This is a genomic window from Bacillus sp. TH50 (genome assembly GCF_016650565.1).
Classification (GTDB): domain Bacteria; phylum Bacillota; class Bacilli; order Bacillales; family Bacillaceae_G; genus Bacillus_A; species Bacillus_A mycoides.
Map to the genome: position 1 here is coordinate 998927 of NZ_JAEKFM010000007.1, position 15962 is coordinate 1014888.

14 protein-coding genes are annotated in these 15962 nt (G+C 35.9%); 10 read left to right on the forward strand and 4 right to left on the reverse strand.

Annotated elements, in window-relative coordinates; all coding sequences use genetic code 11:
* Positions 1-11: 11 nt before the first annotated feature.
* The 6 genes from potD (at position 12) to JFU23_RS22225 (ending at position 6307) form a co-directional block, all read left to right on the forward strand.
* A complete protein-coding gene (gene potD, locus JFU23_RS22200) occupies positions 12-1061 on the forward strand; it encodes a spermidine/putrescine ABC transporter substrate-binding protein PotD (protein WP_002011485.1) in 1050 nt (349 codons plus the stop codon).
* A 59-nt stretch (positions 1062-1120) separates the two neighbouring features.
* Positions 1121-1768, forward strand: a complete 648-nt coding sequence (locus JFU23_RS22205; protein ID WP_201032718.1) for a phosphatase PAP2 family protein — start codon at positions 1121-1123, stop codon at positions 1766-1768.
* A 109-nt stretch (positions 1769-1877) separates the two neighbouring features.
* Entirely contained in the window at positions 1878-4070 is a 2193-nt protein-coding gene (locus JFU23_RS22210) for an MMPL family transporter (RefSeq protein WP_201032719.1), read from the forward strand.
* A gap of 99 nt (positions 4071-4169) precedes the next feature.
* Positions 4170-4586, forward strand: a complete 417-nt coding sequence (locus JFU23_RS22215; protein ID WP_002011605.1) for a hypothetical protein — start codon at positions 4170-4172, stop codon at positions 4584-4586.
* A gap of 100 nt (positions 4587-4686) precedes the next feature.
* Positions 4687-5610 carry an RluA family pseudouridine synthase gene (locus tag JFU23_RS22220; RefSeq protein ID WP_201032720.1) on the forward strand — a complete coding sequence of 308 codons (924 nt, stop codon included), beginning with the start codon at positions 4687-4689 and terminating at the stop codon, positions 5608-5610.
* Positions 5611-5701: 91 nt separating this feature from the next.
* Positions 5702-6307, forward strand: a complete 606-nt coding sequence (locus JFU23_RS22225; RefSeq protein ID WP_201032721.1) for a DUF1648 domain-containing protein — start codon at positions 5702-5704, stop codon at positions 6305-6307.
* A gap of 35 nt (positions 6308-6342) precedes the next feature.
* Here JFU23_RS22225 and JFU23_RS22230 read toward each other — a convergent pair whose 3' ends face one another.
* The 4 genes from JFU23_RS22230 to JFU23_RS22245 all read right to left on the reverse strand — a co-directional run bounded on the left by JFU23_RS22230 (position 6343) and on the right by JFU23_RS22245 (position 11603).
* Entirely contained in the window at positions 6343-7173 is an 831-nt protein-coding gene (locus tag JFU23_RS22230) for a CAP domain-containing protein (protein ID WP_002030537.1), read from the reverse strand.
* Between the two features lie 465 nt (positions 7174-7638).
* Positions 7639-8967, reverse strand: coding sequence for a (Fe-S)-binding protein (locus JFU23_RS22235; RefSeq protein WP_201032722.1), 1329 nt, complete (start codon positions 8965-8967; stop codon positions 7639-7641).
* Positions 8964-10376, reverse strand: coding sequence for a glycolate oxidase subunit GlcD (gene glcD, locus JFU23_RS22240; RefSeq protein WP_201032723.1), 1413 nt, complete (start codon positions 10374-10376; stop codon positions 8964-8966). The genes JFU23_RS22235 and glcD overlap by 4 nt, the downstream gene beginning before the upstream one ends.
* Positions 10377-10493: 117 nt before the next feature.
* Positions 10494-11603, reverse strand: coding sequence for a CdaR family transcriptional regulator (locus JFU23_RS22245; protein ID WP_201032724.1), 1110 nt, complete (start codon positions 11601-11603; stop codon positions 10494-10496).
* A 288-nt stretch (positions 11604-11891) separates the two neighbouring features.
* On the opposite strand from JFU23_RS22245, the gene JFU23_RS22250 reads away from it, so the two are divergent.
* From JFU23_RS22250 to JFU23_RS22265, 4 genes are all read left to right on the forward strand, one after another.
* Positions 11892-12863 carry a YncE family protein gene (locus tag JFU23_RS22250; RefSeq protein WP_002011594.1) on the forward strand — a complete coding sequence of 324 codons (972 nt, stop codon included), beginning with the start codon at positions 11892-11894 and terminating at the stop codon, positions 12861-12863.
* Positions 12860-13531 (forward strand): response regulator transcription factor, encoded by a 672-nt coding sequence (locus tag JFU23_RS22255; protein ID WP_201032725.1) that lies wholly within the window; start codon positions 12860-12862, stop codon positions 13529-13531. The genes JFU23_RS22250 and JFU23_RS22255 overlap by 4 nt, the downstream gene beginning before the upstream one ends.
* A 3-nt stretch (positions 13532-13534) precedes the next feature.
* Entirely contained in the window at positions 13535-14935 is a 1401-nt protein-coding gene (locus tag JFU23_RS22260) for a sensor histidine kinase (RefSeq protein WP_201032726.1), read from the forward strand.
* Between the two features lie 229 nt (positions 14936-15164).
* Positions 15165-15842, forward strand: coding sequence for a FadR/GntR family transcriptional regulator (locus tag JFU23_RS22265; RefSeq protein WP_307838371.1), 678 nt, complete (start codon positions 15165-15167; stop codon positions 15840-15842).
* Positions 15843-15962 lie beyond the last annotated feature (120 nt).

The following is a 15962-nucleotide window of genomic DNA, read 5'->3' on the forward strand; positions in this document are numbered from 1 at the left end:
GTAATAAACCGATGAAATTAGTGAAGAGATTAGCTGGTATAGCAATTAGCTTCAGTCTTGCTGCAGGTGTACTTGCTGGTTGTGGTGAGAAAAAAGAAGAATTAAACATTTATAGCTGGGCTGACAATTTTGATGAGCAAGTTTTAAAAGATTTTGAAAAGAAATATAACGTGAAAATTAACTACGATAAATATGCAAGTAATGAAGAAATGCTTGCGAAATTACAAGCTGGTGGCGCGACATATGATTTAATTCAGCCATCTGATTACATGGTGAAAACGATGGCGAAGATGGACTTATTAGCGCCTTTAGATAAGAAGAATATCCCGAACATCGAGAACCTTGTTTCTAACTTTAAAACACCTGCGTTTGATCCAGAGAATAAGTATTCTCTAGTATATACTTGGGGTGTAACAGGAATTGCATACAATAAAAAGTATGTGAAAGAAACACCTACAAGCTGGAATGATTTATGGAACGAGAAATATAAAGGACATGTTACTTTATTAAACGATTCTCGTGAAGTATTAGGAATGGGACTTAAGAAAAACGGTTTCTCTAATAGCACGAAAGAGGATGCACAGTTAAAGACAGCGTCTGCTGATTTACAGAAGCTACTTCCAAACTTATTAGCATTCGATACAGATAACATTAAACAAAAATTCATTACAGAAGATGCTTGGATCGGGACAGTTTGGTCTGGAGACGCAGCATTCATTGCGAAAGACAATAAAGATGTAGGATACGTTGTACCAAAAGAAGGCGGCACAATTTGGGCTGATACGTTAGCAATTCCAAAAGGTGCGAAAAATAAAGAACTTGCAGAGAAGTTTATGAACTACTTATTAGATGAAAAAGTAAGTGTGAAAAACTACGAGTCAATTGGTTACAGTAATCCAAATGAAAAAGCTCATCCTCTTCATAGTAAAGAATATCGTGATAATCACATGATCTTCTTAACAAAAGAAGAATTAGATCGTACAGAGTGGCTTGTTGATGTAGACGATAAGTTAAAAGACTACGATCGCTACTGGACAGAGCTGAAAACAAAAGGTAAATAAGTAAGAAAATGCGGTTTCTAAAGTAGAAATCGCATTTTTTCATAGTAGGAGGAAATCGATTGAAGAAAAAGTTACATCAGTATGAATTAATGTGTATCATTTTGTTATTTGTTCTATTTAGTATCATCGCTTGGAGGGTATATGTAGGTGGTGTTACAATGATGGATACATACGTACGTGATATGGTAAAAGGATTGCAAACGGAAAGCTCACTTACATTCTTCTCATACTTTACAAAGCTAGGATCTGCAATTGGAGTTATAACGACACTAATTATAAGCTTGCTCGTTTTTTGGAAAAAGCGTTATTATGCTGCTATGATTGTGTATCCAATGGCTATATTAACGACACACCTTGTTAATAAGGGAATAAAAGAAATTGCAAAAAGAGACCGCCCATCATTAAATGAGGCACTTGACGCACTTGGGTATAGCTTCCCAAGCGGACATGCAATGCTATCTATTATAACATTCGGTTTTCTTGCCTATATCATTGCTGCCAATTTGAAAAGCATAGCTGGAAAATGTGGTATTACGATTTCGATGGGCATATTAATTATATTGATTGGATTAAGTAGAGTTATTTTAAATGTTCATTACCCGACTGATATTTTAGCTGGTTACTGCGCAGGTGGCATTTTGTTAATCATCGCAATTTATTGTCATCGTTTACTTACCGAGAGATTGGGACTTAATAACGAGAGATAAAAAACGTCTAGAAAAACTAGTATTATAGTTTTTCTAGACGTTTTTTGTTTATGGGGAGATGTGATAAAGTATAAATGACAAGTGAATTATATAAAGTAGGTGAAACTGTGTGAAGACAAATGTACATAAAATTGATAAGTGGGGGAAGTTAGGAACTTTTTTGTATCAATTTCGTTATACAGTAATTGTAGCATTACTACTACTTGCGATAGTGCTCGGAATTTTTGCTCCAAAACTTCCAGGAGTATTGGGCGGTGATGGTTTCCAAACAGAAGGGGATTATCAAAAGACGAAAGAAATTTTAGATAAAGATTTTAAGCAGTCTCAAGATACACTTTTACTCGTTTTTGAGAAGGAAAAGGATACTTCGCATGAGGATTTTCAAAAGCGTATAGAGGGGATAATAAATCAAATTGAAGAGAAAGAAAAATACGAATCTTTCCATCATCCAATGCAAAATAAAGAGATGCTACAAGATGATATCGGTTATGCGACGATTTTATTTTCCGGGAAAACAAATAAAGAACGAATGGAAAAGACATTACAATTTGCCGGAAAAATCGAGAAGGAAAGTAATAGCGTATTAAAAGTAACACCGACAGGATATCCGAAAATTAATCAAGAGATTAATGAAAGAACGCAAAATGATTTAAAAGTAGCAGAGATGATTGGATTACCTATTGCTTTTCTCGTACTATTATTCTCATTTGGTAGTCTGATTGCGTCTATTTTACCGATTGTAAATGGTGCGCTTAGTGTCATTAGTACGATGGGGATTTTATATTTTATAGGTAGTGATAAAGAGCTATCTATTTTCGTGTTAAATGTTGCACCGATGATTGGACTCGCATTATCAATTGATTTCGCACTGTTATTTGTAAATCGTTTTCGAGAGGAAGTTGCGAAGAGAACAGTGAAAGAAGCGATAGCGATTACGTATCAAACGGCAGGGCGTGCTATCGTATTTTCAGGGTTATGTGTATTCGTCGGTTTATCAGGCTTATTTTTCTTTAAGATAGATTATATTCAGTCTGTTGCTATTAGCGGGATGATTGTCGTTATTATGAGCATTTTGTTTTCGCTCACACTTCTTCCGGCGCTATTATCTTTAATTGGTAAAAGGATATTAAAAAAGAATCAGGCGGCGCCTACGCCATCCAATGTATGGCGTAAATTTGCACAGTTTGTAATGAAACATCCAATCGTCATGATTATTGTTGTTACAACATTTATTGTTATTTGTTTATTACCGCTACGTACAGCTAACTTGCAGTTTCCTGGTGTTGAAGCGTTACCTGAAAAGAGTGATACGAGAGTTGCATTTGAGAAGTATGAAGAAGCCTTTAATAAAATTGTCCAAACACACGCTGATGTGACATTAGTAGTAGAGACGAAGAAAGATATAACAGAAAAAGAAAGTTTACAAAAGATAGAAGCTGTTGTTCAAAAGTTAAAAGACGATAAGCAAGTATATAAGATGAAAAGTGTATATGACGGGCTAAATGGAATGAAAGCAGATCAAGTTGCTGGAATGTTACAGTCGCCAGAGGCTGCGAAAATAGCTCCTGTATTTGAAGCGTATACGAAAGGGAATAAAACAACAATGGAAGTCTTTTTGGATACGAAGCCAAGTACAGAAACCGCAAAACAATGGGTTCGTGATTTCAAAAAGAATTATAAAGAAAATGATGTTACTTATTATTTGGGCGGTATGACGACGTTCCAGCAAGAGTTAGAAGATGAAATTAAAGATAAAGTTGCAATTGGTATGTCTGTTATATTTGGATCAACCTTTGTCATTTTATTATTCGCATTCCGCTCTATACTCATTCCAATTAAAGCTATTATTATGAACGTACTTAGTTTAAGTGCAACAATTGGAATTGTAATTTGGTTATTTGAAGGTGGTCATTTCGGATTAGAAGAGAGTTCAGTTTTATTTGTATTACCAATCTTTATTTTCGGCCTCGTATTTGGGCTTAGCATGGATTATGAAGTATTTCTTATTTCACGTATTCATGAGCTTTATGAAGAAACAGGAGATAACGATCAAGCAACGTTAGAAGGGCTTGTTTCGACAAGTAGGATTATTACGTCCGCCGCTTTAATTATGATTGTTGTTACCGGTGCGTTCGCCTTTACTGATATTTTACCAGTAAAGCAGATGGGGCTTGGGGTTGCATTAGCAATATTTCTTGATGCAACAATTATCCGTCTCATGCTCGTACCAAGTTTAATGAAATTGTTTGGGAATTGGAACTGGTGGCTACCATTTCGAAAGAAAAGAGGAAAATCATCATAAAAAAAACTCATCTTATAGATGAGTTTTTTTATGAATAGCAGGGCCTATATTTTGCGCATAGTATGTGATAAGAAGATTACATACAAGTAGGTGAAGGCAATGTTTCGTTATTTTAAGTTTAAGCTAAATGATACAGTACAGTTTGCTGAAAACGATGGGCATATGTATCGCATTGTCGGTTATCGGTTAGAAAAAGGGTTTTACCCAAAAGATGAATGGACTCATATTATTTATGAACTACTTAGAGAATTTGACGGGTATACGATGGATGCGGAAGAAGAGGAAATTGTAAAAGTTATTCAAGTAGAGGATGAGTATTACAAAATACAAGAAGTATCGGGGTATCGTTATCCAGTAAAAATGAAGCAAAAGCAGCAAGTTATGAAAGGAGAGAAAATAGATGACTTATTAGATACGTACAACGACTATAAACGATTGGCGGATTTCTTTAAAGATTTGTTGTATGAACAAAAAGCTGAAGAAGTGTTGCAGGAGATGAAAAGGCTTAGAGCGTGAGGGGACAGTCGATTATAAGACTGTCCTCTATTTTTGACGGTGCATCAAAGTATGTTTTCCGTTACAATGAGAGAATCAATAGAAATAAGGTGATTATAGTATGGAAACAAAGAAAAAGGGCGAATGGTGCGAAATTACAGTTCCAGCGACGTGGAATGGTATAAGTATTGAGTCGTTGTTAAAAATGGAATGGGAAGTACCAAAAAAGTTATTACATCAGCTTCGTATGGAAAAAGGTGTTACGGTTAACGGAGAACAAAGGAGATGGAATGAACTTTTAAAAGAAGGAGATAAGTTACAAGTTCATATGTTTATGGAGGAGGAGTACGGCGTAGAGCCGGAATATGGTGAATTAAATGTAGTGTTTGAAGACGATCACGTACTCATTGTAAATAAGCAGGGGCAAATGGATACACATCCTTCTGAAAAAAATGGGACGGGAACACTTGCCAATCTTGTTGCTTTTCATTTTCAAATGCAAGGTTTAGAGACGAAGGTTCGGCATATCCATAGATTAGATAAAGATACGACAGGTGGTGTTGTATTCGCAAAACATAGAATTGCGGGTGCAATTATGGATCGTTTATTAATGGAACGGGAAATCAAAAGAACGTATATGGCACTTGTTGAAGGAAAAGTAAAAAAGAAGCAGGGGACAATTGATGCAGCTATCGGAAGAGATCGACATCATGCTACAAGGCGTCGTGTTTCTCCAAAGGGAGACCAAGCTATAACGTATTATAAAGTAGAGAAATATTTTAAAAAACAAAATGCGACGCTCGTAACGTTACAGTTAGAAACCGGTAGAACGCATCAAATTCGCGTTCATATGAGCTATAATGGAAATCCATTAGTTGGGGATGTATTATATGGTGGGCAAACAACATATATGTCCGGGCAAGCGTTACATGCGATGAAGATTAATTTTTTGCATCCGATTACGAAAGAAGAGATCGTTGTTGACGTACCTTTCCCTACAAATTTAAACGATACAATGAAAAAATTTGAAAGAGAAAATAGGTAAAGTGTAAGTTTAAAGTTGAAAAAGGTAGATTTTTGCAGGGATTTCTCTGAAAGAGGCGAAGCCGTTAAGAGAAAAGAGAGGTGAGAATTACTTGATCAAATATAAATATATGCTAGGGATATTTTTCGCTTGTCTTTTACTTACTCTATGTATTTATCCATATTTACCAACTCGTATGGCAGTGCATTGGAACGAGAATGGTGGAGCGAACGAGTTTATGAGTAAACAAGTTGTCGTATTATTTATCCCTGTCCTTATTATTATTTTACATGGATTAGTATATGTTATTTTACATAATATATATAAGTTTAATGAAGGGGATTATTTCATTATAAATGGATTTATAAAGAGTATTACTTTATTTATGATGTTTGTCCATATACTAATTCTCTTTATTAATTTGGGAAGTATTATATCTTTTCAGACAGGACTAACGATTGGAATTAGTATGTTTCTTTTTATGTTTAGTAAAGTGTTTAAAAAGGTGAAGGATAGAGAGAAAGAACCGATCAAATTACAAAAAATCCGTTTAGTTAGTAGGCGAATCTTTCAAGTGATGGCATGCAGCATATTATTTTCGTTGCTTTTGAGCCTGAAGTGGGGATTTTACTTGTTAATTAGTGTAATAAGCTGCGGGTCTATTTTGTTTATGTTCTACATTTTATACGCATACATATTAGAAAGCTATGAAACATAAAAAAAGAGTCTTCTCCTAGAAGACTCTCTTTTTATTTACTTCGTAATAAATTGTTGTGTCCAGTAGTTGCCGCTTTCTACATAGCCAACACCGATATGAGTGAAGCCACTATTTAAGATGTTTGCACGGTGTCCAGCACTGTTCATCCAAGCTTGTACAACTTCTTCTGGAGTACGTTGTCCTTGGGCGATGTTTTCACCTGCAGATTTATAAGAAATACCAAATTTCTTCATCATATCAAACGGAGACCCGTATGTAGGGCTGTTATGATCAAAGTAGTTGTTTTTTTGCATATCTTCAGACTTAATGCGTGCTACTTTGCTTAATTCAGTATCGATTTGTAATGCTGATAAGCCTTGTTTTGTACGCTCTGCGTTTGTTAATTCAACAACGCGTTGTTCGAATTCGCTTAAAGATTTTGCTTCTTCAGCAGGCTTTTGCTCAGCTGGTTTTTGTGTTTCGTTTTGAGTATTGTTGTTTTCAGCTGGTTTTTGAGCTTCTGGTTTAGCAACTTCTTCAGCAGGCTTTTGTTCAGCTGGTTTTTGAGTTTCCTCAGCAGGCTTTTGAGCTTCTGGCTTAGCTGTTGGTTGTTCAGTAACAACATTTTCAGTAGGCTGTTGACCAGGAATGAAGCAATCTTGTTGGAATTGTCCTTGGTTCCATTGTGCTAATGATTCAACTCCCATAGATTGTAAGAATGCTTGTAATTCTTGTTGGCTCATTTGCTTCATCATCATTTTTGAATGCTGAATATTTTGAACCTTTATGTTAGATGGTTGTACTGTTGCAGCTTGTGCATCTAAAGAAGATACTCCTAAAGTAAGAGCTGTTGCAGCAGCTACAGATAATAAAACACGCTTTTTCATGATGTGTGTCCCCCTATATAAAGTTTTAATTTGTTTTCACACGATTTGTTTTTGACAGCCTGTCTGACTGACCAATTCATCGTAGCATACAATTTGCGAGAAAAAAGATGGAAAAAAATTCATAGACTTAAAATTTTCCTAATTTATCCTAAGAGGAGGAAAGGGATGAAATAAGAGAAACATAGAGTATAAAAGGAATTTGTAGCATTTTTATACTTGGTTTTAAGAGGGTGTTTTTGGATAAATGTACCTATATTAAAAATGAAGAATCCTATTGTATCAATGATTTTAGCATTTTTTTGAGGAATATACTGGATGTATTTTTACAAAACTGTAATGTTTCTGTTGTTCTTTTTTATAATAAAGTAACATATTTTTAATGTTGTAGCGGACAAAAAAGCGGCTATCTCTTTACATAGACGAAGGAGATAGCCGTTTTCCTATTATTACGTATGTTACGAGTTATTACGAGTTGGTTTCAATTGCTTCTAATAATAGATCAACAATGTGAATTCCTCTCATTTTATGAGAAAGACCTTCACGTTCAATACCTAGTTTCATTTGTAATAGACACCCAGGATTTGCAGTAACAATTGTCGCTGCATCTGTTTCATGTACACGGTCCATTTTGTAATCTAGAAATTCCATTGATAACTCCGAATGGACAATATTATAAATACCAGCAGAACCACAGCAACGGTCCGCATCTTTCATTTCGCGGTATGTTGCGTCTTGAATGGCCTCTAGTAACATACGAGGTTCCGAAGATGTTCGCATAACATTGCGTAAATGACAAGAGTCTTGATACGTAATGATTTGCGGCGTGAGTCGTAAGTCATTACGTTTATGGAAATCTAGTTCTACTAGTATAGCAGTAATATCTTTAATTTTAGAAACAAATTGCTTTGCGCGTTCAGCCCATTTGGGATCATCTTTTAACAGATAATCATAGTCTACGAGGTAAGCTCCGCAACCACCTGCATTCGTAATGATATAGTCGATTTGTAAATCTTCGAATGCTTCTATATTTCGTTTTGCTAATTCTTTTGCTCCACTCTTTTCACCAGCATGCCCATGTAATGCCCCGCAGCAACTTTGTGTTTTCGGAATAACGATATCACAACCAGCTAACTGAAGAAGTTTCATCGTTGCGTTATTTGTTTCTAAAAACATCGTATCCATTAAACAACCTGTGAAGAATGCAACTTGTTTCTTCTTTGCCACCTCAGCAGGTAAAAATTCAGGACGATCTTTCATTGCTTTCATTTTAGGGACTTTTGGCAAAACGAGGTCCATCGTTGCAAGTGTTTCAGGGAATAACTTCATAATACCTGTTTTATGTGTTAGCGTTTGTAAACCAGAACGCTGGTAAAATCCGATTAGTCCTGTTAATGTTCGCATTCGGTTTTGATGCGGGAATAGTCCTTCAAAAACAACTTTACGAACAGCTCTCACGGGCATGGAGAACTTTTTATTTTGATTAATAATATCACGAGCTTCTTCTAATAAATGTCCATAATTCACACCAGATGGACAAACAGGTTCACAAGCGCGGCAGCCAAGGCAAACATTTAATGTATCTTCAACATCTTCATCCGGCTCAATTAAACCATCAACGACGGCTTTCATTAAGGCGATACGTCCGCGTGGGGAATGTGATTCTTTATACCCAGATTGAATGTAAGTAGGGCAAGTTGGTAAACAAAAGCCGCATCGCATACAGTTTAGTAGTTCATCTTCACTTAATCGTTCTTTAAATTCCTTTTGAATGTTTTCTTTATTTAATGTGGTCATCGCTCAACCACCACTCTTTTACGAGAGTCTTTCGCGAACATCTTTCCAGGATTCATAATGTTGTTTGGGTCGAAGGCTTGTTTAATCCCTTGCATAGCAGCAATACCTTCTTTACCTAATTTCATTTCTAAATACGGAGCTTTCATTGCGCCAACACCATGTTCACCAGTAATCGTACCACCAAGCTCAATCGCTTTCGCAAATATTTCAGCAAAATCCTGTTCAGCACGGTGCATTTCGTCTTCATTACGGGCATCTGTCATACAAGTCGGATGCAAATTACCATCACCAGCATGACCAAAAGTACAAATAGGAATATTATATTTCTTTGCAATTGCATTAATTGCTTCAACCATTGGAGCGATTTGTGAACGTGGTACAGTTGCATCTTCTAATATTGTTGTCGGTTTTAGTCTTGCAAGTGCTGATAGTGCACTACGGCGTGCTGTACGAAGCGCATCTGCTTCGGCTTCATCTTTTGCAACGCGAACATCGACCGCATTCATAGCACGGCAAACGTTAGCCATTTTTTCGATATCTCGATTGACAACCTCGGGCGGGCCATCTTGTTCAATTAATAAAATTGCTTTAACGTCAGTTGGTAAACCGATTTGTGCAAACTCTTCTACAACTTCAATTGTTGGTTGGTCTAAAAACTCAAGTGTCGCCGGAATAATTTTATTTGCAATAATAGCAGAAACAGCTCGAGCAGCTTCGTTAATATCTTCATATAGCGCAAGCATCGTTTTCTTCGTTTCAGGCATAGGGACAAGTTTTAATATAGCTTCCGTAACAACACCAAGTGTTCCTTCAGAACCAATAAATAAACGAGTTAAATCATAACCAGCTACATCTTTTGCTAATTTACCACCAGTGCGAATGATATCGCCGTTCGGTAAGACAAGTTCAAGCCCCATTACATAATCACGTGTTACGCCATATTTTAAACCACGTAATCCGCCGGAGTTTTCATTAATGTTACCGCCGATTGTAGAAATTTTCATAGAGCTTGGATCTGGTGGATAAAATAAACCTTTTTCTTCTACTGCTTTAATAATATCAAGTGTAATAACACCAGCTTGTACAGTAATTGTTAAATTCTCTTCGTCAATTTCTAAAATATTGTTCATATGGCGGAAAATAAGGACGATACCACCTTCAAGTGGACACGTTCCAGCGCAAAGATTTGTTCCAGACCCGCGAACGTATACGGGGATTTTATGAGTGTTACACACTTTTAACACGTCAGCTATTTCATTTGTATTACGAGGAGCAATGACTGCATCAGGCATCGCTTGGAAGTTTGGAGTGGCATCATAACTATAAGTTAAACGCCCCATATTGGATGTATCTACATTATCTTCGCCAACAATAGATACGAATGAATCAATAATTTGCTTTTCTAACATTGGAAATCCCCCTCAAACTGTTAACGTATTTCGTCATAATAAAAAACGTTGTAACAGTGCTTTCATTATAATGATAAAAAAGTTGGAGGATTCTTTCTATGTACAATCATCTAAAGATTAATCAATTTTATCGTTATTTTTTGTATGATTATCTAATAAGAGGAGTGCGAAGTATAAAACATTTAAATCTTTGAATTGTTTCGGGTCAAGTCCTGTATGTTCTTCAATCTTTTTTAGCCTGTAATGCAATGTGTTAATGTGTATATGTAATTGCTCAGCTGTCTGCTTATAAGATTGGTTATAATCGATAAATAAACGTAAAGTGTGCATAAGCTCAGGAGATGATACTAAGTTTTCAATGGTACGCTCTAGAAACTGTTCTCGAGTTTCAGTAGAAATATCTTGTAAGCACATTTCTAAACGTAAATCTTCATTAAATACAATTTTTTTCGTTTCAAGTGATACTGAAAGGGCGCGTAATGCTTGTTCGTACGATAAGTTCATATTGCTTGGCGTAACTGCTTGTCCAATCCCGATATATAAAGTAATAGAAAATAAAGTTTCACAGTCTTGTTTTAACCGTTTTAAAAATTGAAAGGTTTGCTCTTTGGATTGGATTGTTGTAAACAAAATAAACCGATCATTTCCCCAGCGAACAAATAAATTTTCTTTTGCTAAAATGTTGCGCATATGTTGCCAAATTTTACGCTGGAGCATCGTATTATCTTGGGCGATTGATAATAAAATAAGTTGTTTCTTCTTATATAAATCAATGCCAAGCGTTTTTGCACGATCGAGAAAACTTGGAGACCAGTCTGTATTTTGAAGCCAATCAAAGACAAATGCTTCATAAGACCGGTGCTCAAGTTCTAATTGTTCTAAAAAGTAGTTTTCATGAATTAATAATTCGGTCATCTTACGTAATATTTCTCCGTATTGTGAAATGTTTTCAGGTTCTCCTGTAATTCCAATCACGCCGATTACTTCGTCATGGAATAGTAAAGGAAGGTTCATCCCAGCTTTTACACCTTGCAGTCGTCGTTCATCGTCTTTTGTAATAATGACAGTTTTCTTTTGTTTCGCACAGCGGAGTGCACCTTCATGAAATTGACCGATTCTTTCCGCATCTGTACTTGCGATAATAACGCCTTGTATAATAATAATGTTTTCAGTAATTAATCTGCGTACTTCACGTACAATTTTATTCGCTAAATCAGGAAAAAGCATAATTTACACACCTCAAATTCTATTTGTTGTACATTATAGATGTAAGTTTATCCCGCATTAATGGGCAGTAAGACCCCCACCTCAAAATTCAGCGAAAGCAAAGAAGTTAGATGGGGGATCAACTGCCCATAAAAGCCCGATTGGTTCAACTAATAATCAGTGGGGGATGAAGAAAACCCCCACTGATTAAAGTTTCACTTTATTAATAAAGGAAGATTTCACATTTTCCACACATTTATTTGTTATTTTACAATTATAACGAAATCATCCGAAGATGGAGGGAATCTTTTGAGAAAGTATGTTTTTCTTCTCTGTTTTTTATTTCTATTAGTAGGGTGTCAAGGAAGTTCGTATACACCGATTGCTAAAGATAAAAGTGTTATTATAACAACGAATATAAAGGAAGGTAGTATTAGTTTTATTGATAAAAAAACAAAGAAGCTATTAACAACATGGGAATTAAATGAGCCGATTGCGGGGGTTACGCTACTTCCAAATGGCGAGGAAATACTTGTTTATGGTAAGCAATTAGAATATATGTATGTATATTCACTAGCAGAAGGAAGACAAGTGGACAAATATAAGATTGGAAAAGGAATTGCTAATGTTATCGCATCAGATGATGGAACACAATTATTTGCTGCCGATCAAAATGAACAAAAGGTAAGGTTCTTTACGATAAAAGGAAAAGAGACAGGGAGTGTTTCAACAGGAAAAGGGCCGATAACGATGGTAGAGCATCATAACCAGTTATCTGTACTCAACTTTTATGATACGAAACTAACGACCATTGATACAAAGAAAAAAGAAGTGATACAGTCCTTTATGATTCCACCAGCATCAACAGGAGCAACGGTTAGCGCTGATGGGAAAGAAATATGGATTGGTGGACATGGTGATGGAAGTCAAGTGAATGAGAAAGTATTAGTGTATTCTTTACAGAGCGGAGAGATGATGCGTTCTTTACATGCTCCGTTTATGCCTGTGAATATAACAAAGGATGATAAGTATGTATATGCGCTAAGTCACGGTTCAAATACGCTTAGAAAGTTTGATGCAAGTACGTATCAAGAGGTAGGATTTGCAGAAGTAGGATCTAATCCATTTGCATTTTTGAAAAGCGGTGCAGAAGGATATGTAGCTAGTTATGATAGCGATGAAGTATGCGTAATGGATATGAAGAATATGAAAATAAAACAAACAATTAAAGTCGGAAAAGGACCGTTTCAACTCATAGAGAGAGAAGGGGAAGGACAATGAGTAAATATAACGTGCTAGTCGTAGATGACGAAAATGATATGAGGCAACTTGTCGGAATGTACTTAGATAACTTCGGATACGAGTGGGGAGAAGCTGAAAATGGAAAAGAGGCACTTCGAAAATTAGAGACGGATCATTACGATTTCGTTGTACTAGATATTATGATGCCTGAGATGGATGGGCTTTCAGTTTGTAAAGAGATTCGAAAAACGTCGGATGTACCTATTATATTTTTAACAGCAAAAGGTGAAGAGTGGAATAGGGTGAACGGCTTACGTATGGGAGCAGATGATTATATTGTAAAGCCATTTAGTCCCGGGGAACTAATTGCTCGTATGGAAGCTGTTTTAAGACGATATACAAAGCAAGAACAGCAAGAAGAGATTCAATTTGGACCGATTCTTATTAATGAAAAAAGTAGGAGGGTCGAGACGAATGGTGAGACGATTCCTCTTACGGTAAAAGAGTTCGATTTACTATATTTTCTTTGCCAACATAATGGACAAGTATTTAGCCGGGAACAATTGCTTGAAAAGGTGTGGGGATATGATTATGCAGGAAGTACAAGAACGGTAGATACGCATGTGAAAACGATGCGTCTAAAGCTAGGAGAAAGTGGAAACTACATTCAAACCGTTTGGGGTGTAGGTTATAAATTTGAGGTGTAACGTATGTTTACGATGGTACAAAAGCTTTGGCTTACAGTAGTATGTGCAGTATGTGTAACAGTTTCCTTTCTTTATTTTGTATCTTTATACTCATATGAAAAGTTATACGTTGATAATTTAAAAGATTCATTAGTAATGGAAGGGAAACGCCTTGCCACGCAATATGATAAACGTGAAGGAGTATCCACTTTTGAAGAGAAAGTAAGGGCATATGATCAAATATCTAGTTCAAATGTCCTTTTCGTATACAATCCGCGTGATTTAAGCGCATGTTTGCCTTTTGATGTTCACCATCATTCTCTTATAAGTGAAGGGGATAGACAGGCGCTATTAGATGGGAAAACTGTGACAAAGATAGGGTATGAAGAACATTTTGATCGTAATATTATGGGTGTTGTCATCCCTGTTTTAGATAATAAAAAATTAGTTGGTATTGTATACTCTTATATTCCTTTAAAAAGTATAAAAGACTTAATATTTGATATGGGTCTTATTTTAGCGCCGTTAGCACTTGCAATGATTTTAATTACAATATGGATTGGTAGAAAAATTATTATCGCCATTACGAGACCGCTTTCGCAAATGGAACGAGTTGCAAATCATTTGGCTACTGGAGATTTCTCAGAGCGGATTACAATTTCTTCAGAAGATGAAATTGGACGATTGGGAAAAGCCTTTAATAAAATGGCAAATTCCTTAGAAACAGAAGATGTAAAGCGTAAGGAATTTTTAGCTAATGTTTCGCATGAACTTAGAACACCGCTTAGTTATATTAAAGGATATAGTGAAGCTATTTTAGACGGTGTAGCGAAGGGGCCGCAGCAGGAAAAAGTAACGCAACTTATTCATAAAGAAGCAGGTCGCATGCAGCGCCTCGTTCATGATTTATTAGATCTAGCGCAGCTAGAAGGTGAACACTTTCCCTTAAAGAAACAACCTATCGTTTTTTCACAGCTTATTGAAGATGTACTAAATACGTACGAGTTACAGTTTGTAGAAAAAAACCTTCGTATTTCAACGAATTTAAATCCTGAAATTATCGTAATGATTGATGAGGATCGTATGCAACAAGTACTTCATAATGTATTAGATAATGCGATACGTTATACAAATCAAAACGGGGATATCATAATAACATTAAAGCAAATCGATGATTATTGTGAATTGCACATAAAAGATACAGGAATAGGTATTGATAGAGAGCATTTAGAAAATCTGGGGGAACGCTTTTACCGAGTAGATAAAGCGAGAAGTCGTCAACACGGTGGAACAGGTTTAGGTCTTGCAATTGTAAGGCAAATTGTTCATATACATGACGGTGAGTGGAGAATAGAAAGTGAAAAAGGTAAGGGCACGACAGTTAGTATTAAATTAAAAGCACAAGATGAGGAGAGCATATTCTAACTTTTGGAATATGCTCTTCATATTGAAGGTAAATAGTTACGCGTAAATGTATTAATTAATATCAAACGAATATCAAAAATTTGACTATTTTATGAACAAAACATTTGTACTTCTTACTAATTCGTTCTAAAATAGTTATGGATGCTAAGTTCTTATAAAACGTTACAATTGTTGTTTGGAAGATACTGAGGTGATTTAACTGGAGTACAAATCTATTAAACCGAAAAAAATTTACGAAGAAGTATCTGAAGCTATTTTAACAATGATTAAAAATGGTACGTTAAAACCTGGTGACAAACTACTTCCTGTTCATCAATTAGCTGAGCAGTTTCAAGTTGGCAGATCTGCTGTTCGTGAAGCGCTAAGTGCGCTAAGAGCAATGGGCTTAATTGAAATGAAACAAGGAGAAGGTACATATGTAAGGAATTTCGATCCTTCTTCATTAACAAAATCACTAAATAACAAGTTATTAATGAAGAAAGAGGATATTTTGAATTTATTAGAAGTACGGAAGGTGCTCGAAGTGGGGGCAGTTCGAGCGGCAGCGGCAAAACGTACGGAAGCTAATTTGCAAAATATGAAGCAGTGGTTAGATGAAATGGCAAAGAGCATTGGAGATGAGAAGGCTGGCGAAAAAGCAGACTTTCAATTTCACATGGGAATTGCAGAATCTTCGCATAATAACATCTTGCTTGAGCTCATGAATCATGTTTCAGAGATGATTGCTGAAACGATTGGTGAATCAAGACGCATTATTTTATATGGTGAACAAACAACATCAGAACGACTTTTAGAAGAGCATCAATCTATATATGATGCGGTGTTAAAGCAAGATGTGGAATTAGCGCAGCAAGCGATGCTAGATCATTTAACAAATGTAGAACATATTGTCACAGGTACGATATAAATGCGTAATTTAATCTTTTAAAAAATCTAATTTTCTGATAAAATAGAGAGATTAAGTAAGCGTTTTCTTTAGAAGGGGGAGAGGATAGGCCATGGTTGAGCCTACTTCTTCTAATCTTAG

Bases quoted from the DNA above. Each gene is read 5' to 3' on its own strand.
- potD (WP_002011485.1), top strand. From the start codon at position 12: ATGAAATTAGTGAAGAGATTAGCTGGTATAGCAATTAGCTTCAGTCTT.
- JFU23_RS22215 (WP_002011605.1), top strand. From the start codon at position 4,170: ATGTTTCGTTATTTTAAGTTTAAGCTAAATGATACAGTACAGTTTGCT.
- JFU23_RS22220 (WP_201032720.1), top strand. From the start codon at position 4,687: ATGGAAACAAAGAAAAAGGGCGAATGGTGCGAAATTACAGTTCCAGCG.
- JFU23_RS22230 (WP_002030537.1), bottom strand. From the start codon at position 7,173: ATGAAAAAGCGTGTTTTATTATCTGTAGCTGCTGCAACAGCTCTTACT.
- JFU23_RS22235 (WP_201032722.1), bottom strand. From the start codon at position 8,967: ATGACCACATTAAATAAAGAAAACATTCAAAAGGAATTTAAAGAACGA.
- glcD (WP_201032723.1), bottom strand. From the start codon at position 10,376: ATGTTAGAAAAGCAAATTATTGATTCATTCGTATCTATTGTTGGCGAA.
- JFU23_RS22245 (WP_201032724.1), bottom strand. From the start codon at position 11,603: ATGCTTTTTCCTGATTTAGCGAATAAAATTGTACGTGAAGTACGCAGA.
- JFU23_RS22255 (WP_201032725.1), top strand. From the start codon at position 12,860: ATGAGTAAATATAACGTGCTAGTCGTAGATGACGAAAATGATATGAGG.
- JFU23_RS22260 (WP_201032726.1), top strand. From the start codon at position 13,535: ATGTTTACGATGGTACAAAAGCTTTGGCTTACAGTAGTATGTGCAGTA.